Genomic DNA, 23,630 nt, shown 5'->3' with positions numbered 1-23,630 from the left:
GGCTACCCTTCACCTAGCCGATTCTGCATGAGCCTCTGGGAAATTATCCAGCGTTTGATTCCGTACGTGCGGCCCTACCGGGGGCTGGTCGTTGCTACCCTGCTGCTGACGTTGGTGGGCTCCCTGGCCGCTCAGGTAAACCCGTTTGTGCTGCGTTACACCGTGGATACGGTGCAAGGTATGCTAGACCGCCGCCAGGGCCTAACGGAGGGGGCCAACCTGCTGCTGCTAGTAAGTGGGCTGCTACTGGGCAAGGAAATCATCAACACGCTGATTCAGTTCGGGCAGAAGTTTTACGGCGAGAAAATCCGCATTAATGTCTCGAGCACCCTTTCTCAGGATGCGGTGCATAAGGTGCTTAGCTACCAGCTCGGCTTCTACTCCGACAGCGGCAACCAAACCGGCAAGCTGCAAACCCGCATTGATAGGGGCGTGGAGAGCCTAATGAAGCTGGTGCAGAATTTCTTCATTGACATTCTGCCCCTGTTTGCCAATTCCATTGTGGCCCTGGTGATTATGTTTATGGCTAACGTGTACGTGGGGTTGGTGGCCGTGGCCGTGCTGCCCGTGTACTTCTGGCTGAGCTACCGGCAGGCCGACCGACTCAACGGCACCCGCCGGGCCTTGCGCAGCCTGCGCGAGGCCAAAAGCCAGGGCCTCGTGAATCTGATTGACTCAGCGGTGGTCATTAAGAGCTTTGTGCGCGAGGACTACGAGGAGCAGAAGCAGGCCCAGGTGCAGCAAAACCTACAGGAAGCCCAGATGGAAACCCGCAAAATCAACTTCCTCTACGACGGCCTCAAGACTTTCACCGAGCAGATTGGGGTAGTGCTCATCATCATCCTGACTGCTTACCTGGTGCTTGATAGGCAGATTTCTATCGGGGCCATTATGTTCCACATTCTGCTGTTCAACAACGTATCGGCCCCTATCCGGCAGTTGCACCGCATCTACGACGAAATGAACGACGCCCTTACTTACTCCGAGGGCTTCTTTGATATTCTGGATGCCCACGATGCGGTGGAGCCCACCGGTCCGGTCCAGCCCACGCACCTGCAGGGCACCTTCGACATCTGCAACGTAGACTTCACCTACCCCAGCGGCACCCAGGCCCTGCACGACGTGTGCCTGACCATTGAGGCCGGCAAGACCACTGCTTTGGTGGGTCTGAGTGGGGCCGGCAAGAGCACCATCATTAACCTGCTCTGCAAGTTTTACGCCCCTGACCACGGCAAAATGCTCCTCGACGGCAGGCCCCTGGCCGACTACGACACCCATGCTTTGCGCCAGCAAATCGGGTTGGTACTCCAGAAAAACCACATCTTTAAGGGCACCATTGAGGAAAACATCCGCTACGGTGTCATGGACGCCACCCTACCCCAGATCCAGGCTGCGGCCCGGCAGGCCTACTTGCACGAGCAGATACTGGAGCTGCCCAATGGCTACCAGTCCGACGCCCAGCAGCTTTCCGGTGGGCAGCAGCAGCGCATTGCCATTGCCCGCCTGTTCCTGAAAAACCCGCCCATCATCTTCCTCGACGAGCCCACCGCTTCCCTCGATGCCATTGCCACCGAGCAAATCAAGAACTCCCTCGACGCCATTAAGCAGGGCCGCACGGTGGTCATCATCTCCCACAGCCTGGCCCAGATTGTCGATTCCGACTGCATTTACGTGATGAAGCAGGGGCGCATGGTGGAAAGCGGCACCCACGAGCACCTCTACGACCTGCGCGGCACCTACCGCGAAATCTTCGACGCTTCGGCCCGCTCCCTCAACATCGAGAAGCTGGCCCGGGTAATGGTGGATGATGAAGACGAGGTAGGCGACACGGCGGCGTAATAAATAGTAATGTTTCTTTTCTTAGTTTTATATAATCATCATTCCATTCTCGTAGCAATGAATGTCACAGAAGTATCTGTATCATTATCTGAAATATTCGCAGCTGTTTTTGCAGTAGCTGCTACTGCTCTAGGCTATGTCGTAAAAGAGCAAAGAGACAGAATTAAGAATATACAAAATCAAGTATCTGACAGAAAATATAAAGTATATCACGAAATATTTTCCTTCTTTTTTGATGTATTTAAATTACAGAAAAAACTAAATATTACGACGGAATCTGATCTGGTATCACGATTAATCGATATCAAAAAAGACCTCATTATATATGCCCCTGATCCGATTGTCAGAAAACTTATTGAATGGGATGTAACCAGGACGTCCTATCCTAACGACCCACGTCACTTAAGAACATTTCTTGAATTATTCATCCTTATTCGAAAGGATATGGGTCATCATAAAACTTTAATCATACCAGAAGACGTATTAAAATTTATCATGGCAGACGAAAAGGAATTTGAAGCAGCTAAGAAAATTATATTTACAATAGATTGATCTTTTAAAAAAATTATGCATTCTAGCTCGTAACCTATTTCGATGAGGTGGCCGTGCCTCTTATGTCGTCGTAATGGAAAGTCGATTCCACTTCATTAGGACATTATTTATCTTTGGTTTAGAGTTGTACTAGCACTTTACCATGACCCTTGACCTGACTGGCATTACCAGCAAAGTTGCCATTCACCAGCTATTTAAAGAGAAGCTGGGCTTTGAGGAGTGGTACGGTCCGAGTTGGGATGCTTTCTGGGATTCTATTGTAGCCATTGCAGAAATGCCGCCCGTGCTGACGCTCACCAACTGGGAAGAATTCGCCCAGCACTGTCCCCACGATATGGGGATTCTGCGGCGGGTGATTCAGGATTATAATCAAGAAATGGCGCCGAAACGCATGGCACTGGGCTGAGGGCAAAGCCGAAGTACGCTTGCAGGGGTAAGACGCGGGCGGCAGTTGCCAGATATGCGTCGTGGCCTACCTTTAGAAGCTAATTTGTCTTGCGTCTATGAAATATTTTCTGCTAGCTGCGCTGCTGTGTGGCAGTTTTGCCGTGTGCGCCCAGAAGCCCAAGTTCACCATTCAGGGCATTACCCTACCGGCGGAAATTGCGGACCGCAACAACCAGTTCTCCGGGCTTTATCGCCACAACAACCACTTGCTGCTACTCTCGGAGAGCCGCTTGCAGGAGCGCGCCGAGGCCAAGGTATATGCCCTGGATTTGGGTAGCATCAACGCCCAGCTGGCGAAAGAAACCCAGGCGTTAACCTACAAGAAGTACGCCCTACTGAATCTGGATAAGATCCGGGCCCGGTTGGACAGCGCCGGCCAGGTGTACGAAGGGCTGGAGGGTTTTACGATGGTGGGCGAGGTAGCCTATTTCTCCATTGAAACGGCCACAGCCTCGCCGTACTGCTACCTGATTAAAGGCGAACTACATGACGCAGCAGCGACTATCACCCTAGATACCCGCTACCTGGTGCCCTTGCCCAAACCTACTCTAACCAACAGCACGCACATCTATAACGCTGGTTTTGAGGCCTTGGCGAGCTACGACAAAAACCTGCTACTGCTCTACGAATACAATTACTTTACCCACGACAACTACGCTTTTACCCTGCCCGCTGCCGCAACCACCCCCGACATTCCGCAGTACATACCCCTACGCCGCCTGCCCTTCCGGGTCACGGACCTGGTGCACGAAGGCAAAAACCGCTTCACGGCCATTAACTACTTCTACAGCGGCAACGATGACAGCGTGTACCGCACCCCGGCCCCGGACCCTAACGCCCGGTTTATTCAGGCGGGGGCTGGTTACCAGAACTATTGCCGACTCATTAGCCTGCGTTACAAGCACCACCAGCTGCGCTGGAAACCGTTGTTTGAGCTGCCCGCGCAGTACCAAACCTATAACTGGGAGGGCATGGCCGCTTACCAGGGTGGATATTTCCTGATTAACGACAAGTACGGCCCCTCCAACCAGTCGACCTTGCTGTACCTGCGCAAGAAGTAGGCGGAGCCGGGTAGCGCAGTCAGGGAATTTAGCCGCGAAATTGCCCTTACGCCTAAATAGCTGACCTACCTTGTTTTGGGTAGACCCTTCCGGCAAGCAAGCTCGTCCGGACGGGCCTATTTTGCTTTTCGCCTGTTGTAGAGGCTTCCGCCGCATTACCTGCGGCTTCCTGAAACCTGATTCTGCAACATGGAAAAAATTGCCCTGATAGTTGGTGCTACTGGCATCATTGGCAGCAACCTAGCCCAAGAGCTGTTGGCTCATGGCTGGACCACGTACGGTTTGGCCCGTAATCCGCGCCCCGATGCTGCGGGCCTGCTGCCCGTAGCCGCCGACCTGCTGAACCCGGCCGGTTTGCAGGCAGCCCTGGCCGACCTCGCTCCTACCCACGTGTTTCTTACCACCTGGATGCGGCAGGACACTGAAACTGAGAACATCCGGGTGAATAGTGCCCTGGTGCGCAATATGCTGGAGGCCCTGAGCCCCAAAAAATCGGTGCGGCACGTGGCCTTAGTAACGGGCCTCAAGCACTACCTCGGGCCGTTTGAGGCCTACGCCAACGGCGGCGCACTGCCGCCTACTCCGCTGCGGGAAGAGCAACCCCGCCTACCCCTCGACAACTTCTACTATGCCCAGGAAGATGAAGTATACGCCGCCGCCGAGCGGGACGGGTTTAGCTGGAGCATTCATCGGCCCCATACCATCATCGGTAAGGCCGTGGGCAACCTAATGAACATGGGCACAACCTTGGCCGTGTACGCTAGCATCTGCAAGGAAACCGGCCGCCCGTTCCGCTGGCCCGGCTCAGAAGCCCAGTGGCACGGCCTCTCCGACGTGACAGATGCCCGCATCATTGCCAAGCAACTGCGCTGGGCCGCTACCACCGAGGCGGCCCGCAACCAGGCTTTCAACATCACCAACGGCGACGTATTTCGCTGGAGCTGGCTGTGGCCCCGCCTGGCCGCGTGGTTTGGGGTAGAAGCCGCGGGGTTCGATGGCACTGTGCACCCTTTGGAAGCCGAGCTAAGTCAGGATACGGCGGTGTGGCGCGAAATAGCCGAGCGGCACCAGCTTACCGAGCCTGATCTGAACCGGCTGGCGTCGGCCTGGCACACCGACCTGGACCTGGGCCGTCCCATTGAGGTCATGACCGACATGAGCAACAGCCGCAAGCGCGGCTTCCTGGAGTATCAGGCAACGGAAGACTCATTTTTTGATCTGTTCGAGCAATTACGCGCCGACCGGCTGATTCCGTAACCACCAAACCGCCAGCAGCTCTGTACTACTGGGGCTCACTGAACTTCATCAGCGCCTGAGTGGCCAGTACTATGCGGGGTAGTGGGGCGCTGGTGGAGTTTGGGTTGGGTAGCGCCTGGCCTTCCTGGCCAGGCGGCTACCTGCAGTCAAACTCCGTGTACTTCCAACCCAAACCCTATGCCCGGCGAGACCGACCTCACCCGCCTTCTGCGCACCATGCAGCCTGAATTGCAACCGGGCAACTACGTGTTCTGCACAGTAGCTTCTCTGGATGGCTTGGCGGTAGCCGACATGGTTGGCCTGTTCCGCGAGCGGGAAGGCCTAACCGTTATTCTACCCCAAGCCACCGCCGACCGACTGCAGCTACCTTATTCCTTTGTGGCAGCTTGGCTCACGCTTATGGTGCACTCTTCCCTAGAGGCCGTGGGCCTGACGGCGGCCGTTGCGCGCGTACTAGCGCAGGCCGGGGTGAGCTGCAACGTGGTAGCTGCCTATTACCACGACCATATCTTCGTGGCCGCCACCGATGCCCACAAAGCCCTGGGCCTGCTGCAGCAACTAGCTGCTACCGGGGAAGCAGAATAGCCGTCTAGAAACCGACTTGGCTGCTACCTGCCCCTCCCCCGACACCGTGCTGGTACAAGTAAACGAGCTACCGTTGCGCAAACAGTAGCTCGTTTCTCGGTGCTTTACTGGGCCTGATCTGGAGAGTAACTTAGCTTACCGTGGGCGGGTTGCGGTTGACAACGGGTCCCGCCCCGGCCAGCTGGCTAACCATGTCATCCAGAATGTCTTTGCTATAGCCGATACGGTTGGCGTACTCCATGCACAGGCCGTACTCGCGGGGGTCAATTTGCCCGTCCTGGAGCATCATTTGCACCAGGGTCTGCAGCTCCAGGGTGCGCTGTAGGCCGTCGGCGGGTACAATAAAGCTCAGCACGCTCAGGTTGTCGGCAATGGGCTGCACCTGCTCGGAGGTAAGGCCCAACCGTTGCCCGATTTGCAGCAGAAACGCGCTTTCGTTCTGGTCTAGCTGCCCGTCGGCGGCGGCCAACAGAATCAGGTTCTGGTAGAAGGCCAGCTTTTTTTGCTCGGTATTTAAAACGTCTTCGAGGTTGTGTTGCGCCTGCATATGCGTAGGAAAGGGTGGTGGCGAAAAAAGCCCGTTAAAGGCGGTAGCCTGTTTCAACGCGGCCCCCACCGGAAGGTTATTCCCAGCTTGGCACAGCCAAGCTCCCAAAACAATACCAGTAAGAAGCCGTTAATTGCGGCGTCCTTCGCGGCGGAGGGCCTTTTACCCAACCTCATTTCTTCTTACTTATTTATTCATGGTTACTTCGTTGCGTCGGGGAGATGACAGTACCTACCTGACGGTAGAGCGGAACGTACGCGAGAACTGGATTCATGCCCGCTGGTATGGCCGCCAAACCCTGGGCACGGTAATGGACGGGGGCCTAACGTACTTGAACATGCTACGCGAGAAGCCCTGCCCCTACCTACTCAACGACCACAGTGAACTAGTAGGCACGTTTACCGAAGCCAATGAGTGGATTCAGCAAGTCTGGACGCCGCTTATCATGGGGGCCGGTTTGCGCTACATTGCCCAGGTAGTGTCGCCGGATATTTTCGGGCAGCTGTCCATCGAAAATCTACAGAGCCGCATTGCTGACCAGCTCGATCTGCACTTGTTCGAGGACGTGGCCGCGGCCCAGCAGTGGCTACGCACCCGGGCCCAGGAAGAATAGTTTGTTCCCGCCCCTACCGCGCCACGGGCGCCTCTAACGGCGTGCCGGGTGCCAGGTGGGCGTCCCGGCGAAAAGGTGGCGTAAGGTGTAGCGCCGCGCCTCCCGCGCTGGCAACTGTCGCGCCCAGACTACTCGCTGAGTGGGAGTTGCGCCCGGGCCAGTCGAACGGTACTCGGCGTAGCGGGCCGTTTTTTCGCTTTCGGGCTTTTTCCAGTTGTCCCAGCCGGAGGACCGGATGTGGCGGCCCATGTAGGTGTGCAGGTAGGCCACGTGGGCGTGTGGCTGCCAAGGCCGGCCCAACGACACGTTGGTGGCCAACGTGGTATCGGCTGTGAGCCGGCAATGCCGAAAAACAAAGCCGTAAGCTTGATCTGGAGGCGTGGCCGCGGCCGTAATGTGGGAGTTCTTCTTGCTGCGAATGGTGCAGTGGTCGAACACGGCCGTGCTGCTGCCGAAAATAAAATCGGTGGTACCCTCAATGAAGCAATGCCGGAAATACTGACGGGTGTGACCAGTGGCCAGAAACAGCGTGTCCTGGTCGCCGAGGATGCGGCAGTTGCGGAAAGTGCACCGGTCGGCGGCTACGTGCAGGGCCACGGCCTGGCCGGCGGTACGGCCCGCCGTATTCTGGAAGGTGAGGTTCTCGGCCGTAAAATCAGCCCCTTCCACCAGCACCGAGTAGGATGTGTAGGTGTTGATAGCGCCCTTGCCGCTGTGGTCATCAAAGGTTAAGATGGTGTGGTCCCGGTCTTCGCCCCGCAGGGTGAGGTGGGTTTTGCTGGCCGGCACCACCAGCTTTTCCCGGTACGTGCCCCGCCGGATGCGAATCACCACTGGCCGCCCCGACTGCGCGGGCGCCGCATCAATGGCCTGCTGCACCGTCCGGAACTGCCCGCTTCCATCTTTGGCTACTACTAGTTCCGCACCCATTGCCCGGCCCACCACCAGCCACAACATGCCCATCAGAGCCAGGCACAAGCCCTGTATCGTCTGCCGAGTAAACATGCTGACAACTTACGCTGATGGCCGCTAGCTACCACTGCTAGCCACCGGGAATTTCTGCGCAAACGATGTCGGCAACGTTGCCACGCTGCCTGCTACGGCGAGGCGGACCCCTACCGCCGGGTAATTTCGGTCATTGATAACATTGTCGTAATACGTAGGTAACATTGAAGTAACATCCAATGCCGCACTTTGCGTCAGCATTATCATTCTATGAAAAAATTGTTAACCAGCCTGTTGTTGCTGACAATGGGATATGCCCAGGCTCAGTCGGCTGACTCCCTAGCGAAGCCGAAACCTGAGGCGAAGAAATGGTTTGAAACGTTTGCCATTCGGGGCTACGTGCAGGCGCGCTACAACCGGCTGCTGGAAACCAACCCCGACCTCACCTGTGAGCAGTGCGACCGGTCCTGGGGCCGTAATGGCGGCATTTCTCTGCGGCGCGTTCGGATAATTTTCTACGGGCAGTTGCATGAGCGGGTATATTTCTACTTGCAGCCCGATTTTGCCAGCACGCCCAGCGGCAGCACTTCCCTGCAATTTGCCCAGCTCCGCGACGCCTACCTCGACCTGGGCCTCGACAAAGCCAGCCAGTTCCGAATTCGGGTGGGGCAGAGCAAGGTACCGTTTGGCTTTGAGAACATGCAATCGAGCCAGAACCGGCTTCCCCTCGACCGGAACGATGCCCTTAACAGCGCCCTCTCGAACGAACGAGATTTGGGCGCTTTTTTATACTGGGCGCCTACCTCCGTACGACAGCGCTTCAGCCAACTCGTGAAAGACGGCCTGAAAGGCTCCGGCGACTACGGCATTGTGGGGCTCGGCGTCTTCAATGGGCAGACGGCCAACCGCCCCGAGCTGAACAACCAGCGCCATGTGGTAGCGCGCATAACGTACCCACTGGCTATTGGCGGCCAGGTGCTGGAGCCGGCCCTGCAAGCCTACACCGGCGAATACGTGGTAGGCAAAGACCAGCTTTCCAACGGCGTCAAGCACCGGCCCGACCTGCGCTACCCCGACCAGCGCGCGGCTGCTACGCTGGTGCTCTACCCCCAGCCCTTTGGTATCCAGACGGAATACAACGTAGGCCGCGGCCCCGAATTCAACTCGGCTACCGACAGCATTGAAACCCAACGCCTGCACGGGGGTTACGTGTTGCTAAACTATCGGGTGCGCTACCAGCAGCAGCAGTTTTATCCCTTCCTGCGCATGCAATACTACAACGGAGGCAAGAAGCACGAGCGGGACACGCGCAGCTACCACGTGCGGGAGGCTGAATTGGGCGTAGAATGGCAACCCGTTCCTAGCTTCGAGCTGGTGACCATGTACACGCTTTCCTCCCGCCGCTTCGAGGATTTTCAGAAGCCCGATAACCGCCAGCGCGGCGGCCTGTTGCGCCTACAAGCGCAGCTGAATTTTTAGCCGGCTGCTGCCTTAGTCCTTAGTTGGGTCCCAGCCGCGCAGCACGGTTTGCAGGGTGTAGTGTTGGGCTTCGGCATCGGAAAGCTGGCGGGCCCACCCCACGCGCTGCCGGGGGGCCGCGCCGGGGCCGCGGCTCTGGTACTCGGCGTAGCGGGCGGTTTGCTTATTGGTTTCCTTGTCCCAATGGTCCCAGCCCTCGGACCTGATCTGCTTGCCCAGCTCACAGCACAGGTACACCGTTTTGGCGTAGGGCCGCCAGGGCCGCCCCAGGTAGAAGCTACCCGCGGGCGCGTCGCCGGTGATGCGGCACTGATTGAACACGTAGCCGTAGCGGGTGGTATCGGGAGTAGAGGCAGCCGTGACAAAGCCCCCCGTTTTGCAGAAGATGGTACAGCCTTCAAACCACGCCGTGCTGGAGCCAAAAATAAAATCGACGGTGCCTTCGATGTAGCAGTTCTGGTAGTATTGGCGGCTGCCGTAGCCGTAGGTATACAGCGTATCCTGAAACCCCAGGAAGCGGCAGTTTCTAAACCGGGCCTTGTCGCCGGCTACCCACAGGGCCACGGCCTGCCCCACGGGTCCGGAGGAGTTCTGAAAGGTCAGGTTTTCGGCCGTGAAGTCGGAGCCGTAGATGTAACAGCTAGCCGAGCCCGAGGTACCCTTGTCTTCCCCAAAGATGTTTTTCTTCTGGTTGTAGTCGTCGTAGGTCAGAATGGTTTTCTCGCGGTCCTCCCCGATAAGCGTTACCAAGTTTTTGGAACCGGCCAGCAGCAGCTTTTCCTTGTACACGCCCTTCTTGATGAAGATGGTAGTGACTTTCTTCCGGAAATCAGGCACGGCGTTGAAGGCTTCCTGCACCGTGCGAAACTGGCCGCTTCCGTCCTGGGCCACCACAAAATCGTAGCCAAAGGCGCGGCCCAGCGTCAGCCAAGCAAGCAGGAAGAAAAGCAGAACAGGTTTCATGGCAAGCGGGCGGGTAGGCTGGCAACTTATCCCTATTCTGCTGAACTCGGCCGTTTTCGCCCACCTATCTCCGCGCAAACGTTATCGGGAACGTTGTCACCCACTGCTTCTTATAGCATATGCAAACCACTCCCTATGCTTAAGCAATGGCCGAAAACTGAACTGTCATTCCGAGCAGCGCGAGGAATCTGGATTTAGCTTCTAGTATGTAACTCAGATTCCTCGCGCTGCTCAGAATGACAGTTTGGGAAGCACTTTTTAGATACCAGCCGGTAGCGCTAGAACTTGATGCGGTTACGACTAGAGCGGCACTTACTACCCCTTATGATGAAACGGGCAGCTCATAGCTGCGGCGCTCTGGCGGCTACCGGCGGCCGGCATGGGTAGTACGGCCAGGGCACCTTTGCCGGTGGCACGCACGTTCGTCATCACGAAGCCGCTGGCGGGTAGGGTTGGCATTCGGGTGAGGTCATAGGTGAGGTCTTGGGCGGGCACATCGTAGCGGATACCATCGTTAAGGAAGGCCACGGCCTGCTTCAGGGCCTCAATAGTAATCCACTCGCCGGCGCAACGGTGGCCGGTTAGAAACTCGCCCCCACCCTGGGGAATAAAATCGTAGGGGCTCCGCTGCCACTGCCGGAACCGCTCGGGCCAGAACACCTCCGGGTCTTGCCACCACCGCTCGTCGCGGTTGGTGCCGTACACATCCAGCAGCACCAGCGTACCCTTCGCAAACTCAAAGCCGTGCCAGGAAAAGTCTTCGCGCACCAGGGCTCCAACAAACGGCGTGAAGGGAAAGTAGCGTCGCACTTCCTGCACGAACAGCTCGGGGTAATCTTCGGCCGGGTTGCGGAGTAGCTGCCGGTACGGCGGATACTCGTGCAGGGCTAGGGCTGCGAAGGTGATATAGGTAGCAATAGCCACGATGGGTCGGATGGCGTTAACCAGCTCGATGGCGGCCATCTGTACATCCAGCAGTTCGCCGTTGGGCTCCCGGTGCCAAGCCACGGTGTGGGCGGCTGTGCCTTCCTGCACAGGTAAAGCTCCTTTCCGGATGGCGCGAATAATGCCCCGCATCCACTTCTCGCCCCGGCGGCGGGCCTGCTTGCCGCGCCAGTGCCGCGGCCCTACCCCTCCAAACCCGTCCACCATGGCCCCAAAGTCGCGGGCGCGCTTGCTGACTTCTGGTTCCGGCAGCGGCACCTCGGCCCACGCGCAGGCCGCCCGGCACAGGATTTCCTGGGCTTCCCGAAACAGCACCACCCGGTCTTGCTGCTCCCAGCGGTGGGCGTAGCGCTGCCACTGCTCCGCCAGCAGGCTCATCAGCCGCTCCCGGCTCTCTGGCCCCATCAACGACATGAACATTTCTTTGCGGCAGCGGTGCTCCCCATTGTCACGGGTTTGAATGGCATCAATTCCCATGAGGGTAGTCTGCACCCGGCGCGGCACGGCTCCCTTCCGGACAAAGAGCCTGGGGTTGTAGAAGAGCTCAGCGGCCTCGGCTCCGTGCAGGCAAATGGCCTTCAGGCCCATCAGCCGAATCTGGAAGATATCAGAATTGAAGCGCTGACTGCGGCAGTAGAGGAAGGGGTAGCCTTCGCGCAGCACGTCCAGGGTGCTGTCGAAACTTGGGTCGCGAAAAATCTGGGGCATATCGGGTAGTAGTCGAATAGGTCGCCAAAATGAATGCCTTTACCTTACGGCTCGTTGACACGGAGGATATTGTGGAGCCGGTAAAAAGGTCTACTTTACTTAGTTACTGATAATCAATGACCTCAGCCTTAACCCGCTTTCTACAGCAGCATTATCCAAGCCTGACAACAGCCAAGCCTTTATTCGACTGCTGGCTTATCTCACTCCGATTTAACTTACAAAAGGACACCCTTTCTACTTCTGATGAGGCTTACTTCCAAGAGGTAGTTCATAGAGCTTCTTTGTTATTCCGAGCCGTTTTTGCGCCCGATGAGCCTGCTTTGCTTGTATATGAGCAATGGAGGTCCAAACGGCATCGGATTAGAAGCAGCAATTATTTGCTGCGTCAACTTCCGGTTTCCCAAACAGCTATCCACTTTCAGCGAATAACCAACCCCTATTCAGATACCCTGAAATGGATGAGAATGCACTTTCCCACCATTTCACAAATACCTTACACTGAAATTTTAGCTGCTATCAGTAACCAAGATTTTGGAAGAAGGCCCGCCCTCCATGGCCGCCTATTCTTTCTCAATCAACGCACGGGTCTTGCGTTTCACATGTACGACGATCGGGGATTGGACATCATCGGCCCTGACGTAGCATCTCTTCGCTACCTATATGAGGAGTTTAATGAGTTGATACTGGACTACGACCGGCCACATATTGACGCATTATTTGCTACATAAAACGAAAAAAGCCCGACCTGCAGGCCGGGCTTTTTGTAAGCAGAGAAGAACACACCTACGAGTTCTGCGACATGCTGGCGGTAATGGCCTCCACAATCTCCTCCGAAATACCGGTGGTGCTGAAGCCACCGTCGTGCATGAGGTTCTGCATGGTCACGTAGCGGGTCAGGTCCGAGAACAAGCTGATGCAGTAGTCGGCGCATGCTTCGGCGGGTGCGTTACCCAGGGGGGAAAGTTTGTTGGCGTACTCGTAGAAGGCATCGAAGCCGCTGATGCCGGTACCGGCCGTGGTTTTGGTGGGGGACTGGCTGATGGTGTTCACGCGTACTTTCTTGAGCTTACCCAGGCGCTGACCGTAGCTGCGGGCAATGCTTTCCAGCACAGCTTTGGCCTGCGACATGTCGGTATAATCAAGGAAAGCGCGCTGAGCGGCAATGTAGCTCAGGCCCACTACCGAACCCCATTCATTCAGGGCATCCTGCTTTTCGGCTACGGCCAGCATCTTGTGAAATGACAAGGCCGATACGTCCAGCGTCTTCTGAAACCACTCATAGTTCAGCTCGCCGTAGTGCTTGCCCTTGCGGATGTTGGCGCTCATGCCAATGCTGTGTAGCACGAAATCAAGCTTGCCGCCGAGCTGCTCTTGGGCGCCGCTAAACAGCTTCTCCAGGTCCTCCATGGAGGTAGCATCGGCCGGAATGATGGGCGCGTTGCACTGCTCCGACAGCTTGTTGATTTCGCCCATGCGCATGGCCAGCGGGGCATTAGTGAGCACAAAGCGGGCCCCTTCGGCGTGGGCTTTCAGGGCTACTTTCCAGGCAATGGAATCCTCGTTCAGCGCGCCCGAAATGATGCCGACTTTGCCAGCGAGTAAGTTATTAGACATAGGGTGAGAGGTGAAATGGTGAAATGGTGAGTTGATGTTCTTGACTCCACTACACCGTTTAGAACTCCAGGTTAGCGGCTGGCAAGTTAGCTATTCACAACGCACAATTTCACCATGTCATAATTTCGCCCCTACCCTACCAATTCCTCGCCGCGCATGGCTAGCAGCTCGCGGGCGCTTTGGTAGGCGTGCTGGCTGGGGTTGGCGCCGGAAATCATCTGGGCAATTTCCTGAATTCGCTCCTCTAGGTTCAGCACCCGTATATTGCTCACGGTGCGGTCGGCGCGGTCTTCCTTATACACGAAGTAGTGCGCGTCGCCGGCAGCAGCCATCTGGGGTAGGTGGCTAATGGTAATGAGCTGGTGCTTGCGGGCCATCTGCTGCATCATGCGGCCTACTTTCACGGCAATTTCGCCACTAATGCCCGTATCGATTTCATCGAATACGATGGTCGGCAGGGCAGTTTTATCGGCCAGCATGTACTTGATGCACAGCATCAGGCGCGAAAATTCACCCCCCGATGCGGCTTTGCTCAGGGTTTGAGGCTGGGCGCCTTTGTTGGCCGTGAACAGGATGCTTATTACATCAATGCCACTGGTAGCGGGCGGGCCTTCCTGGTGCTGCACCACAACGCGCGAGTTGGGCATGCCCAGGTCAGCCAGCAAAGCCACCAGTTCCTTTTCGAACTTCGGAAACACCTTGCGGCGGGCCTCGGAAAGGCGGCCCGCCTGCTTTTTCACGGCCGATAGGGCTCCTTCCGCGTCGCGGCGCAGGCGGTTGATTTGCTTGTCTAGGTTCAGGACGGAGCCTACCTTGTCGCGCAGGTCGGAGCGCACGGCTAGCAGGGCTACCACGTCGCGCACCTGGTGCTTGCGCTGCAAGTTGTAGAGCACGTTCAGACGGCCCTGTAGCTCATCAATGCGGGCGGGGTCACCTTCGGTGCGGCGCTCCACTACCTCAATTTCGTCGGCAATGTCGTGCAACTCAATCAGGCAGCTGTCGAGGCGGTTTTTCAGCTCCCGGGCTTGCTCCGAGTAAGAAGTAATCTGGCCGAGCAGGGTGGCAGCTTCCTTCATAGCGCTGGTGGCGCAGTACTCGCTTTCCGTCAGACTCTGCAGGGCCGAAGTCAGCTTGAACTTGATTTCTTCGGCGTGCTCCAGCTCTTTTACTTCCTGCTCCAACTCGTCCTGCTGCTCATTATCGAGGCGGGCGTCCTCCAACTCACTGAGCAGAAAGCTATGGTAGTCCAGCTCCTTATTGGCTTGAGCCACCTGGTCTTCCAGCGCTTTCAGGTCGGCTTCCAGCTTGCGGTACTGGCGGTAAGCATTGCTGTACTGGGCGCGGGTAGGCACTAGGCCAGCGTACAGGTCCAGCAGGTTTAGTTGAAAAACAGCATCCCCCAGTAGCAGCGTGTCATGCTGTGAGTGAATGTCCATAAGGTTGGCCCCGATGTTCCGCAGGGTTTCCAGCGTCACGGGCGTGTCGTTCACAAAGGCCCTGGACTTCCCGGCTGGGCTAATTTCGCGGCGCAGAATGCACTGGGTGTCGTAGTCGAGGTCTTCGGCTTCGAAGATATCCTGTAGTTGGTAGCTGCTGATGTCAAATTGGCCCTCAATCACGCACTTCTTTTCCGTGTCGAAGAGCATGCGCGAATCGGCCCGGTTGCCGAGCAGCAGGCCAATGGCTCCGAGCATAATGGACTTGCCCGCGCCAGTCTCGCCGGTAATAATATTGAGTAGGGCCGAAGGTTGCAGCTGTAGCTGCTCAATTAGGGCGTAGTTTCGGATGCGCAGGTCAACGAGCATAGCAATCCAAGGTGAAGGCCGAACAGCCGGCCGTAGCAAACAAAAGGGAAACGCTACGGTCCAGGCGCAACCTAGTCTAGTAGCTTTAGCAAAGCTACTAGCTCACTTAGTTAATTGCTAACTATTTTCGCTGAATCTTTTTCAGGGCTATTTACGGCTGCCGTAAAATTGCCTGGTACTTAGCCGAGTTCGTCGGATCGGTTTCCGACAGGATGGTAACCACTTGCGTCTTCTGCTGCTGATCGGGGCTGGTGCGGAAGATGTTGGCTATTTCGTCGGCTTTGGTGGTGAAGAAGGCGCGGGCCAGTAGCGTACCCGGCCGGCGCTGCACGGCTTGTTGCACACCTTGTAAGGCGGTAGTAATGGTGGTGCGGGCTTCCTCGGGCTTGGTAATGAACACGTCCATGCCTTGCCGATAGTAGGCGTACATGCCACTGCGAAAGGCTTCCAGCTGTGGGTCCTGCAGGTTGTTAAGCAGCCAGTAACGGTTGCCGTTGTTGCCGTCCTTCCAGCCTTCGTCGGCTTCGTTGGTCACGTTCTGGGACGAGGCGTTAGTCAGGATATTACGGGCTCGGTCGTAGTAGACAGAGCCACTCAGGGGCGAAAAGCTGTCCTGATCCATGCCAATGATGATGTAGGCGTAGAAGGCCAGCAACGACGATAAATTTCCAACGAAGGTATTCTCGGAGTAGTCAATCGGGTTCTGGGGCGAATAGTTGAAAATCCAGCCCCGATCGGCAAAGCTGAGCACGTTGGTTTCGTAGCCGGTGCCGTACACCGGCCGCGTGCTCAAAACGCGCACCGTAGCCCGGTAGGTGCCGTTCTGCGGAATTTCGGTGATACCCACGAAAAACTTACACCGAATTCGCTCCTCGGGCCGGTAGGTTTGGTTGGTGAAGGAGCGGGTGTTCAGGAAGGCCTGCATGTCGTTGCGCATCTGCTGCACCAGCTGCCGGTCGGCAATGGTCACGTTTTCCGTCGAAATGGCTACCTCCGCCTGCAGCTCCTGGGCTTGGGCAGAACGGGTCAGCAGCAACGCGGGTAACAGAAGCAGAAAAGGCAGCAGGATAAGGTTACGCATGGCGAGACAGGCGGGCTAAAACGGTTTGCACAATGTCGTGGGCTACTTCGGTTTTGGGCTTCAACTCAAAAGTAGTTACGCTTCCGTCGGCTTCCAGCAGGGTTATTTTATTGGTGTCATGGCGGAAACCAGCCCCGGCGTCGCGCAGGGAATTGAGGACCACCAGATCAAAGTTCTTACGCTGCAGCTTTTCCAGGGCGTGCGCCCGCTCATTGTTTGTCTCCAACGCAAAACCGACGGAAAATTGTTCGGGCCGCTTGCTTTTGCCTAGGATAGCGGCAATGTCCACGTTTTTCACCAGTTCCAGGGTAAGCGTGTCGCCAGCTTTCTTGATTTTGTTTTCTGCTACCTGCGCCGGCTTATAATCTGCCACTGCCGCTGCAAACACCCAGATATTGGCGGTGGGTGCCAGGGCAGCGGCAGCGGCGTACATCTCGTCGGCCGTTTGCACGCGCTGCACCCCAATGTTTGGGGAAGCTGGGTCGGGTAGGCTGGTAGGGCCGCTGATTAGGTCTACTACCGCACCGGCCGCAGCAAAGGTTTCGGCCAGCGCGTAGCCCATTTTACCGGTGCTGTGGTTCCCGATAAAGCGGACGGGGTCCAGGGGTTCGTAGGTAGGACCGGCAGTAATCAGAACGCGCATACCAAATGGGTTGGAAGGAGGCGAAGGAGTAAGGTACTACCCCCTGTCAGACCTTAAAGGTAAGGGCTCCTTGATTTGCTACCCCTACCACAGCCGTGAACTGGCCCAAGCAGGCAGGGCTATCGAGAGTTCTAACTAAAAAACTGCGCCAGCTCGACCACAATCTGCTCGGGTTCCAGCATACGGCCCGGACCGCTCAGCCCACTAGCCAGTTCCCCGGCCGGCGACTCCCATACCGTATTACCGTACTCGCATAGGCGGCTCAGGTTAGCCTGGGTAGCGGGGTGCTGGTACATATCAAGGTCCATGGCGGGGGCCAGGAACACCGGGCAGCGGGCCGAGAGGTAGACGGCATCAAGCAGGGTGTCGCAGAGGCCGCCGGCGAGGTGGGCCAAGGTATTGGCTGAAGCGGGGGCTACCACCAGGGCATCGGCCCACAAGCCCAGGTGCACGTGGTTGTGCCACTCCCCGCCCCGCTCATCCTTCAGAAAACCTTGTAGCACCGGATTTTTCGATAAGGTAGCCAGCGTAAGCGGGGTTACGAAGGCCGTGGCCGCAGGTGTCAGAATCACCTGCACTTCGGCCCCAGCTTTCACCAGCAGCCGCACCAACGCGGCCGATTTATAGGCGGCAATGCTTCCACTTACGCCCAGCAGAATCTTACGTCCTTGCAGTTCAGCCATGAAAAAGGAAGGCTACATACCATGAAAGCGCCATGCTGAGCCCGGGAAGCCCGGCGCGCAATCGTCGGAGGGGGTTTCCAACGAGGCGGGCACAGGGCTTCCCGGGCTCAGCATGGCGCTACTTATCGTGTCGTGCGAAACAGAAGCGGACTACTCGGCCTTGCGGGTCTCGGGCAGCTGCTCTTCTTCGGCGGGCGTGCGGAAGTGCACTTTGCCTTCCAGGAACTCCTCAACGGCCAGGTTGGTAGGCTTGGGCAGACGCTCGTAGTGCTTCGAAATTTCGATTTGCTCGCGGTTTTCGAACACTTCTTCGAGGTTGTCGACGGTGGTAGCAAACTCGGCCAGCTTGCCGTTCAGCTCCTCTTTCAGCTTCACGGAAATCTGGTTGGCGCGCTTCGAGATGATGGCAATGCTCTCATACACGTTGCCAGTCTCGTGGGTGAAGTCCGACATGTTGCGGGTCACGATAGAAGCGGGTACGTTGTTCGGAGTCTTCATCTTATGGTAAGTAGTGAATGTGCAAAATGGAGAAAAATGCAGACAATGAAAGAATACCCCAATAGGCTTGCCCGGAGGGCTACTGACCGTTCCGGCTATTCCTTCTTCTCTGCCGGGCAAGTTACTTAGCAGCCGTTGATTCCGCGGGCTTGAGCTTGGCTACTGCGTCGCGGGCCGTGTCGTACATACGCTCGGCATCCTTCAGGTTTTTGCTCTGCGGGAAGGCGTCAATGAAATTCTGGTAGAAGGCAATGGCTTCGAGGTACCGCTCGCGCTGCTTCTCCTCTACGCTTTCCGTGGCCAAGTCAAACTGAGCGCTGAGCTTGAGGAAAGCGGCCTGCTCGCCGAAGGCCGAGGCCGGGTACTGCTGCTGAAAGCCCGTGAAGGCCGTTACCGCCGACTGGTAATAGCGCAGGTCGTAGTAGAGGCGGGCGCCACGGAAGGCCTTGTTTTCCAGTTTCTTCTGCAGCTCCTGCGACATGCCGTCGGTTTCAGCCCGGAAGCGGCTTTCGGGGAAGCGATTCAGGAAATCCTGAATGACTTCCAGGGCCGAGTAGGTGTTGGTTTGGTCCAGCTGGAAATCCGGGGAATCCCGGAACAAGGACTTGGCCTGCATAAACGCAGCTTCCTCCGCGAACGAGGAGTTCGGGTACGTCTCGTAGAACGTTTTAAAGTAGTAGGCGCTCAGCGTGTAGTTGCGCTGGCGGAAGTTGGTGTTGGCAAAGTAGAACTGCGCCTTTTCCGCTTCCGGGCGGCCTTTCAGCAGCGGAATCAACTCTTCGAGCAAGGTACCAGCCTTGAAAAAGTCGCCTTTCTCATAGTACTGAATAGCAGCTTCGTACTTCTTGTTCACGTCGGTGCTCTTGAGCAGCTTCTGGTAGCCAGTGCACGAGCCGAGTAGCAACGTGCTTAGCAGCAGAACAAAGAAGGTAGGGCGAAAAGACAGCATAAGGGGCGCAAAGGTAAGGATAATCAGTGAGGCAACGAGTACCGCGGCTTGAGCAAGTAAAACTACTACCCTTCAGGCCACTGGTAGCTACTTTTTCACCACCGGCTTTTGGGCGGCAGGCGCCGCTTTTTTCTTTGGTGGCGCTGCTTTTCGGGGAGTAGCGGCGGGCTTCTTTTTGGGGGTTGCTTTCTTCTTGGGCTTGACCGGCAACGCGAAGTGCTTGCCTAACGTCTGGCGGCGGGTAGGGCGTTCCTTGGGCCGCCACCGGAAGTCTTTCAGCTTGGCATCTTCAGGCTTAAGTTCGTTGGGCGGGATAAAGCTGGCTTCGGGGTTGGTTAGGAAGCTGATGGTCTGCAGCTTGCTGTCGGCAAACCGCAGGGCCATGGTCGCCGAAACGGATTTGTTGACCCCGGATACAGCCGTGTCGCCCTCAAGAGCATAGTAGAGGCTCTCGGCGTTGCCAAGCACGTCAATTTTTTTTATCGACTTATCCCGGAAGTAGGCCACCATGTAGCGCCCCTTCACCTGGTTGAAGTTTAGCAGCGTGTCCTGCCCAATGCTGAAGGCGTGCCCGTACAAGCGCATCTGGTCAATCTGGCCCTTACGCTGCTGAATCTGCATGGAGTCGGCGGTGAGCTGGTTTTTGTTGTTCCAGAGCACCGGGTCGTGGCTGAGGTAGATGACGGAGTCCTGCCGGTCGTAGGTCAGTGAATCGCAACGGCCCTGCAAATCGGCGCGGAAAATGCCCACCTTGCGGTAGGCGTAGATAACGCCGGCCTTGTTCTGGGGCGGGCGGCCCTCCAGGCTTACCAGCGTATCGGCGGTGAGGTAGAGTGTGTCCTTGTCGTTGATATTGCGCATCACGGGGCGGCTGCCGTACACCTTGGCCCGGCCCTGGGCGCGCCAGTAACGCCCCACGTCGCCCCGGATTTCAATGTTGTCCTTCTTCGAGGTCATCGAAACGTGGCCGGTAGCCACGCCGTACTGCCGGGCTTCGTCGTAGAAAATCTTGTCGCCGCCGAGCAAGTAGTTAGGGGTTTCAATTTTGGCGTTGCGGGCAAAGTTGGAAACCTTAGTAATAGTGTTGTAGGTGCCGTTTTCGGCGTAGAGGTTGCCCTGCTTACCCCGGATGCGCGTCGGCCCGAAGAAGTAGGCAATTTTGCTGATGGTGTTGTACTGCAGCGTATCCGTATCGATGTTGTTTTCCTTGGTCACTAGCTTCACGTTGCGCTTGAAGCTAAACACTTTGCTCTGGGTGTTGTAGTAGCCAAACTGACTGTCGAGCGTGTTTTCGGGGTCCTGGAGGTGGCCGCCGGTGCTGTAGTAGGCCAAGTTGCGGTTCAGGTCGTAGTCGAGCAGCTGGGTAGTCAGGGTCATGCGCGGGTCGCGCATGGTCACGTTGCCGGTCATGCGGGCCTTGCGGGTGTCGCCGTCGTAGGTGCCCCGGTCGCCGGTAATCGTGATGGTGTCGTTCTGAATGATGCGCACGTTGCTGAACGCTTCCAACGCATTTCGCTCAGTGTACTGGTAGGCTGAGTCACAGTAAAGCAGCGTGGTACCCTGCTTGAAGCTCACGTTGCCAATCAGCTTACGAATTTCGACTCCGTTAAACGTGCCGCCTTGCAGCCGCCCAGCGCCGAGTAGCTCGATGCGCTGACCTTGTGTAGGAGTAGGCTGCGCGCCGGGGCGGTCGGCGGGGCGTTGCTGAGCCCAGGTGAGGGTAGGCAACAGCAGGAGCAGAAAGAGAAAAAGAGGCTTTGGGAACGACATTTACTAGCAAAGGTACAGAAGGGCCGTTGCTAACGGTTTTCTTTGTGGAATATTGAAGACAGCTGCTAGCCGATAGCAAATTGCTGTTAGCTATGACCCGTTAACAGCTCCCGTCTCCTTAATGCTCCCGTACCCAGGCGAATAGCCAGTAGCTACTTGCCAGTTGCTTTTTAACCTCATGCTCGACCGAATTCAAGCCTATATTCAGGAACACGCCCTCTTCTCCCCCACCGATAAGCTGCTGGTAGCCGTCAGCGGCGGCCTCGATTCGGTGGTCTTGGCCCACGTGCTGCACAAGCTGGGCGTGGAGTTTGCCGTGGCTCACTGCCACTTCGGGCTGCGGGCCGAGGAGGCAGATGCTGATGAGGAATTCGTGCGCAAGCTAGCGGGGCAGTACAAGGTGCCCTACTTCGTGGAGTTCTTCCAGACCAAGCAATTTGCTGAGCAGGAAGGCATTTCGACCCAGATGGCCGCCCGCACCCTGCGCTACGAGTGGTTTGAGCGCATCCGCCAGACCCAGGGCCTCGACTACATTGCTACCGCCCACCACCAGCGCGACACGGCCGAGACCATGCTGCTCAACCTCACTCACGGCACCGGCCTGGCTGGCCTGCACGGCATCCGGCCCAAAGCCGGCTACCTCGTGCGGCCCCTGCTGGCCGTAAGCAAGCCCGACCTGTACGATTACGTGGTAGAAAACCGCTTGGTCTGGCGTGAGGACGCTAGTAACGACTCGCCCGTGTACCAGCGCAACCGCCTGCGCCTGGAAGTACTACCCGTGCTGCGCGACATCAACCCCAACCTTGATCAGACCCTGAGCATCACGGCCGAGCGCGTGGGCGGGGCCGAGGAAATTGTGCGCCGCTACGTGGAGGAAACCGCCGCCCAAGCCCGCCGCGACGAGCCCGAGGCGACCTATCTTGACATCCGGATGCTGCAAAAAACGGCCGCTACCACCGTGGTGCTGCACGAGTTGCTCCGGCCCTTCGGCTTTTCCTACCTCGTGGTAAAGGATATTGTGCTGAGCTTCGGGGCCGAATCGGGCCGCCGCTTTGAGTCGCCAACGCACCGGCTGGTCAAGGACCGGGAGCAGCTGGTCATTACCCCGCGTACGCTCACCAAATTTGGCACTCACCAACTGCAAGCCGGCCAGGAAGCCCTTAAGATAGACGGCCTGCACCTGCGCACCGAGCTGGTGGAAATACCCGAAGGCTACGAGGTGCCCCGGGGCAAGGCCGTAGCCGCGCTGGACGCCGATGCCCTGAAGTTCCCGCTCACGGTGCGGGCCTGGCAGGAAGGCGACTGGTTTATGCCCATCGGCATGAAGGGCAAGAAAAAGCTCTCCGATTTCCTCATTGACCAGAAAGTACCCCTCAACCTCAAGGACAACGTGCAGGTACTAGTATCGGCCGATGGCAAAATTGCCTGGGTTATCGGCTTCCGCCCCGATGACCGGTTCAAGGTAACCGAAGAAACCGAGCGGGTACTGGTGGTGAAGCGCATGTAGTGCCCCGCTTTGCAGCTGGGCAAACTTGCAGCCAAGGGAATCAGATGGGCGGCCCGAGCGAAGTTTCGCCTTTTTGGGTTTGCCAGAAAGCGTTTTGGGTTAGCTTTACGACCTCATCCCATAGTTCACACCCAATTCCTCACCCAATGAAAGTTACCGTAGTTGGAGCCGGCAACGTAGGGGCAACCTGCGCCGATGTACTGGCCACCCGCGAAATTGCCAACGAAATTGTGCTGGTTGACATCAAGGAGGGCTTCGCCGAAGGCAAAGCCCTCGACATCTGGCAGAAAGCCCCCATTATCGGCTACGATTCCCGCACCGTAGGCGTCACCGGTGACTACGCCCGCACCGCCGATTCGGATGTGGTAGTAATTACCTCCGGCCTGCCCCGCAAGCCCGGCATGAGCCGCGACGACCTGATTTCGACCAATGCCGGCATCGTGAAAACGGTAACCGAGCAGGTAGTAAAATACTCGCCCAACGCCATCATCATCGTCGTTTCGAACCCACTGGACGTGATGACCTACCAGGCCCACCTCACCTCGGGTCTGCCCCGTGAGAAGGTGTTCGGCATGGCTGGCATCCTGGATACGGCCCGTTACCGCGCCTTCCTGGCCGAGGCCCTCAACGTAAGCCCCAAAGACATTCAGGCGGTGCTCATGGGTGGCCACGGCGACACCATGGTTCCCCTGCCCCGCTACACCACGGTAGGTGGCATTCCGGTTACAGAACTGATTGGCAAAGCTGAACTGGACGCCATTGTGCAGCGCACGGCCGTAGGTGGCGGTGAGCTGGTGAAACTGATGGGAACATCAGCTTGGTATGCTCCCGGCGCCGCGGCTGCTCAAATGGTAGAAGCCATTGTGCGCGACCAGCGCCGCGTATTCCCCGTGTGCATTGAACTGCAGGGCGAGTATGGCATCAATGGTGTGTACCTGGGCGCTCCGGTTATCCTCGGCCGCAACGGCATCGAGAAAGTTATCGAGCTGCAGCTGAACGACGAGGAAAAGGCTCTGCTGGAAACCTCCCGCGGCCACGTGAAGGAAGTAATGGAAGCCCTCGACAACATGAGCAAGGCTTCGGCTTAATTCTCCCTAGTAAAAGAAATACAAAATGGCCTTTCTACTGCGGTAGAAAGG

Annotated in this window: 23 protein-coding genes; 11 read left to right on the top strand and 12 right to left on the bottom strand. The window is 57.2% G+C overall.

The genetic code is table 11. The features are described from left to right. Positions 1-27 precede the first annotated feature (27 nt). From MWH26_RS03085 to MWH26_RS03060, 6 genes are all read left to right on the top strand, one after another. The gene (locus MWH26_RS03085; protein WP_247976003.1) at positions 28-1,839 is read left to right on the top strand and encodes an ABC transporter ATP-binding protein; all 1,812 of its coding nucleotides are present in this window, start codon (positions 28-30) and stop codon (positions 1,837-1,839) included. A 57-nt stretch (positions 1,840-1,896) separates the two neighbouring features. Then, on the top strand, positions 1,897-2,391 hold the full coding sequence (locus MWH26_RS03080; RefSeq protein WP_244695177.1) for a hypothetical protein: 495 nt from the start codon (positions 1,897-1,899) through the stop codon (positions 2,389-2,391). A 142-nt stretch (positions 2,392-2,533) separates the two neighbouring features. After that, positions 2,534-2,797 (top strand): barstar family protein, encoded by a 264-nt coding sequence (locus tag MWH26_RS03075; protein ID WP_244695176.1) that lies wholly within the window; start codon positions 2,534-2,536, stop codon positions 2,795-2,797. 97 nt (positions 2,798-2,894) lie between these two features. Continuing rightward, entirely contained in the window at positions 2,895-3,899 is a 1,005-nt protein-coding gene (locus MWH26_RS03070) for a hypothetical protein (RefSeq protein ID WP_247976002.1), read from the top strand. Between the two features lie 189 nt (positions 3,900-4,088). Then, a complete protein-coding gene (locus MWH26_RS03065; protein ID WP_247976001.1) occupies positions 4,089-5,156 on the top strand; it encodes an SDR family oxidoreductase in 1,068 nt (355 codons plus the stop codon). Positions 5,157-5,333: 177 nt separating this feature from the next. Further along, positions 5,334-5,741: an ACT domain-containing protein gene (locus MWH26_RS03060; RefSeq protein WP_247976000.1), complete on the top strand. Its 408-nt coding sequence runs from the start codon at positions 5,334-5,336 to the stop codon at positions 5,739-5,741. A gap of 130 nt (positions 5,742-5,871) precedes the next feature. On the opposite strand, the gene MWH26_RS03055 is transcribed toward MWH26_RS03060, so the two are convergent. Continuing rightward, positions 5,872-6,288 (bottom strand): TerB family tellurite resistance protein, encoded by a 417-nt coding sequence (locus MWH26_RS03055; protein WP_247975999.1) that lies wholly within the window; start codon positions 6,286-6,288, stop codon positions 5,872-5,874. 196 nt (positions 6,289-6,484) lie between these two features. On the opposite strand from MWH26_RS03055, the gene MWH26_RS03050 reads away from it, so the two are divergent. Further along, positions 6,485-6,901, top strand: coding sequence for a hypothetical protein (locus MWH26_RS03050; RefSeq protein ID WP_244695171.1), 417 nt, complete (start codon positions 6,485-6,487; stop codon positions 6,899-6,901). A 33-nt stretch (positions 6,902-6,934) separates the two neighbouring features. On the opposite strand, the gene MWH26_RS03045 is transcribed toward MWH26_RS03050, so the two are convergent. Next, complete coding sequence (locus MWH26_RS03045; RefSeq protein ID WP_247975998.1) at positions 6,935-7,906, bottom strand: pectinesterase family protein; 972 nt, start codon at positions 7,904-7,906, stop codon at positions 6,935-6,937. 210 nt (positions 7,907-8,116) lie between these two features. Here MWH26_RS03045 and MWH26_RS03040 point away from each other — a divergent pair, with 210 nt between their 5' ends. After that, positions 8,117-9,325: a porin gene (locus tag MWH26_RS03040; protein ID WP_247975997.1), complete on the top strand. Its 1,209-nt coding sequence runs from the start codon at positions 8,117-8,119 to the stop codon at positions 9,323-9,325. Between the two features lie 12 nt (positions 9,326-9,337). Here MWH26_RS03040 and MWH26_RS03035 read toward each other — a convergent pair whose 3' ends face one another. Further along, complete coding sequence (locus MWH26_RS03035) at positions 9,338-10,288, bottom strand: pectinesterase family protein (protein ID WP_247975996.1); 951 nt, start codon at positions 10,286-10,288, stop codon at positions 9,338-9,340. Positions 10,289-10,603: 315 nt separating this feature from the next. Next, positions 10,604-11,941: a CYP152 family fatty-acid peroxygenase CypC gene (cypC, locus tag MWH26_RS03030; RefSeq protein ID WP_247975995.1), complete on the bottom strand. Its 1,338-nt coding sequence runs from the start codon at positions 11,939-11,941 to the stop codon at positions 10,604-10,606. Positions 11,942-12,057: 116 nt separating this feature from the next. On the opposite strand from cypC, the gene MWH26_RS03025 reads away from it, so the two are divergent. Continuing rightward, positions 12,058-12,669 carry a DUF3885 domain-containing protein gene (locus tag MWH26_RS03025; protein ID WP_244695167.1) on the top strand — a complete coding sequence of 204 codons (612 nt, stop codon included), beginning with the start codon at positions 12,058-12,060 and terminating at the stop codon, positions 12,667-12,669. Between the two features lie 55 nt (positions 12,670-12,724). Here the strand turns inward: MWH26_RS03025 and MWH26_RS03020 are convergent, their stop codons facing one another. The 8 genes from MWH26_RS03020 to MWH26_RS02985 form a co-directional block, all read right to left on the bottom strand. Beyond that, positions 12,725-13,555 carry an enoyl-ACP reductase FabI gene (locus MWH26_RS03020; protein ID WP_244695166.1) on the bottom strand — a complete coding sequence of 277 codons (831 nt, stop codon included), beginning with the start codon at positions 13,553-13,555 and terminating at the stop codon, positions 12,725-12,727. A 131-nt stretch (positions 13,556-13,686) separates the two neighbouring features. Then, positions 13,687-15,360 (bottom strand): DNA repair protein RecN, encoded by a 1,674-nt coding sequence (gene recN, locus MWH26_RS03015; RefSeq protein ID WP_247975994.1) that lies wholly within the window; start codon positions 15,358-15,360, stop codon positions 13,687-13,689. A 151-nt stretch (positions 15,361-15,511) separates the two neighbouring features. Continuing rightward, entirely contained in the window at positions 15,512-16,441 is a 930-nt protein-coding gene (gene porD, locus MWH26_RS03010; protein ID WP_247975993.1) for a type IX secretion system protein PorD, read from the bottom strand. Next, positions 16,434-17,084 (bottom strand): phosphopantothenoylcysteine decarboxylase domain-containing protein, encoded by a 651-nt coding sequence (locus MWH26_RS03005; RefSeq protein WP_247975992.1) that lies wholly within the window; start codon positions 17,082-17,084, stop codon positions 16,434-16,436. The genes porD and MWH26_RS03005 overlap by 8 nt, the downstream gene beginning before the upstream one ends. 131 nt (positions 17,085-17,215) lie before the next feature. Further along, entirely contained in the window at positions 17,216-17,767 is a 552-nt protein-coding gene (locus MWH26_RS03000; RefSeq protein WP_375374028.1) for a flavoprotein, read from the bottom strand. 150 nt (positions 17,768-17,917) lie between these two features. Beyond that, positions 17,918-18,265, bottom strand: coding sequence for a DNA-directed RNA polymerase subunit omega (locus MWH26_RS02995; RefSeq protein ID WP_247975991.1), 348 nt, complete (start codon positions 18,263-18,265; stop codon positions 17,918-17,920). Positions 18,266-18,386: 121 nt separating this feature from the next. Continuing rightward, a complete protein-coding gene (locus tag MWH26_RS02990) occupies positions 18,387-19,214 on the bottom strand; it encodes an outer membrane protein assembly factor BamD (protein WP_244695164.1) in 828 nt (275 codons plus the stop codon). Between the two features lie 87 nt (positions 19,215-19,301). Beyond that, positions 19,302-20,984: an OstA-like protein gene (locus tag MWH26_RS02985; protein WP_247975990.1), complete on the bottom strand. Its 1,683-nt coding sequence runs from the start codon at positions 20,982-20,984 to the stop codon at positions 19,302-19,304. A 178-nt stretch (positions 20,985-21,162) separates the two neighbouring features. On the opposite strand from MWH26_RS02985, the gene tilS reads away from it, so the two are divergent. Both tilS and mdh read left to right on the top strand, forming a co-directional pair. Then, on the top strand, positions 21,163-22,491 hold the full coding sequence (tilS, locus tag MWH26_RS02980; RefSeq protein ID WP_247975989.1) for a tRNA lysidine(34) synthetase TilS: 1,329 nt from the start codon (positions 21,163-21,165) through the stop codon (positions 22,489-22,491). Positions 22,492-22,637: 146 nt separating this feature from the next. Further along, positions 22,638-23,579 (top strand): malate dehydrogenase, encoded by a 942-nt coding sequence (gene mdh / locus MWH26_RS02975; protein WP_247975988.1) that lies wholly within the window; start codon positions 22,638-22,640, stop codon positions 23,577-23,579. The last annotated feature ends 51 nt before the right edge of the window (positions 23,580-23,630 follow it).

Source organism: Hymenobacter sublimis (assembly GCF_023101345.1).
Classification (GTDB): Bacteria; Bacteroidota; Bacteroidia; order Cytophagales; family Hymenobacteraceae; genus Hymenobacter; species Hymenobacter sublimis.
The sequence above is the reverse complement of the archived record's forward strand: the minus strand, read 5'-3'. Positions and strand labels throughout refer to the sequence as shown.

Excerpts from the sequence above, each read along its gene's own strand:
- mdh (WP_247975988.1), top strand. The coding sequence starts at position 22,638 with ATGAAAGTTACCGTAGTTGGAGCCGGCAACGTAGGGGCAACCTGCGCC.
- MWH26_RS03040 (WP_247975997.1), top strand. The coding sequence starts at position 8,117 with ATGAAAAAATTGTTAACCAGCCTGTTGTTGCTGACAATGGGATATGCC.
- MWH26_RS03055 (WP_247975999.1), bottom strand. The coding sequence starts at position 6,288 with ATGCAGGCGCAACACAACCTCGAAGACGTTTTAAATACCGAGCAAAAA.
- MWH26_RS03005 (WP_247975992.1), bottom strand. The coding sequence starts at position 17,084 with ATGCGCGTTCTGATTACTGCCGGTCCTACCTACGAACCCCTGGACCCC.
- tilS (WP_247975989.1), top strand. The coding sequence starts at position 21,163 with ATGCTCGACCGAATTCAAGCCTATATTCAGGAACACGCCCTCTTCTCC.
- porD (WP_247975993.1), bottom strand. The coding sequence starts at position 16,441 with ATGCGTAACCTTATCCTGCTGCCTTTTCTGCTTCTGTTACCCGCGTTG.
- recN (WP_247975994.1), bottom strand. The coding sequence starts at position 15,360 with ATGCTCGTTGACCTGCGCATCCGAAACTACGCCCTAATTGAGCAGCTA.
- MWH26_RS02985 (WP_247975990.1), bottom strand. The coding sequence starts at position 20,984 with ATGTCGTTCCCAAAGCCTCTTTTTCTCTTTCTGCTCCTGCTGTTGCCT.
- MWH26_RS03035 (WP_247975996.1), bottom strand. The coding sequence starts at position 10,288 with ATGAAACCTGTTCTGCTTTTCTTCCTGCTTGCTTGGCTGACGCTGGGC.
- MWH26_RS03070 (WP_247976002.1), top strand. The coding sequence starts at position 2,895 with ATGAAATATTTTCTGCTAGCTGCGCTGCTGTGTGGCAGTTTTGCCGTG.
- MWH26_RS03025 (WP_244695167.1), top strand. The coding sequence starts at position 12,058 with ATGACCTCAGCCTTAACCCGCTTTCTACAGCAGCATTATCCAAGCCTG.
- MWH26_RS03045 (WP_247975998.1), bottom strand. The coding sequence starts at position 7,906 with ATGTTTACTCGGCAGACGATACAGGGCTTGTGCCTGGCTCTGATGGGC.
- MWH26_RS03060 (WP_247976000.1), top strand. The coding sequence starts at position 5,334 with ATGCCCGGCGAGACCGACCTCACCCGCCTTCTGCGCACCATGCAGCCT.
- MWH26_RS03075 (WP_244695176.1), top strand. The coding sequence starts at position 2,534 with ATGACCCTTGACCTGACTGGCATTACCAGCAAAGTTGCCATTCACCAG.
- MWH26_RS03050 (WP_244695171.1), top strand. The coding sequence starts at position 6,485 with ATGGTTACTTCGTTGCGTCGGGGAGATGACAGTACCTACCTGACGGTA.
- MWH26_RS03085 (WP_247976003.1), top strand. The coding sequence starts at position 28 with ATGAGCCTCTGGGAAATTATCCAGCGTTTGATTCCGTACGTGCGGCCC.
- MWH26_RS03020 (WP_244695166.1), bottom strand. The coding sequence starts at position 13,555 with ATGTCTAATAACTTACTCGCTGGCAAAGTCGGCATCATTTCGGGCGCG.
- MWH26_RS03065 (WP_247976001.1), top strand. The coding sequence starts at position 4,089 with ATGGAAAAAATTGCCCTGATAGTTGGTGCTACTGGCATCATTGGCAGC.
- cypC (WP_247975995.1), bottom strand. The coding sequence starts at position 11,941 with ATGCCCCAGATTTTTCGCGACCCAAGTTTCGACAGCACCCTGGACGTG.
- MWH26_RS03080 (WP_244695177.1), top strand. The coding sequence starts at position 1,897 with ATGAATGTCACAGAAGTATCTGTATCATTATCTGAAATATTCGCAGCT.
- MWH26_RS02995 (WP_247975991.1), bottom strand. The coding sequence starts at position 18,265 with ATGAAGACTCCGAACAACGTACCCGCTTCTATCGTGACCCGCAACATG.
- MWH26_RS03000 (WP_375374028.1), bottom strand. The coding sequence starts at position 17,767 with ATGGCTGAACTGCAAGGACGTAAGATTCTGCTGGGCGTAAGTGGAAGC.
- MWH26_RS02990 (WP_244695164.1), bottom strand. The coding sequence starts at position 19,214 with ATGCTGTCTTTTCGCCCTACCTTCTTTGTTCTGCTGCTAAGCACGTTG.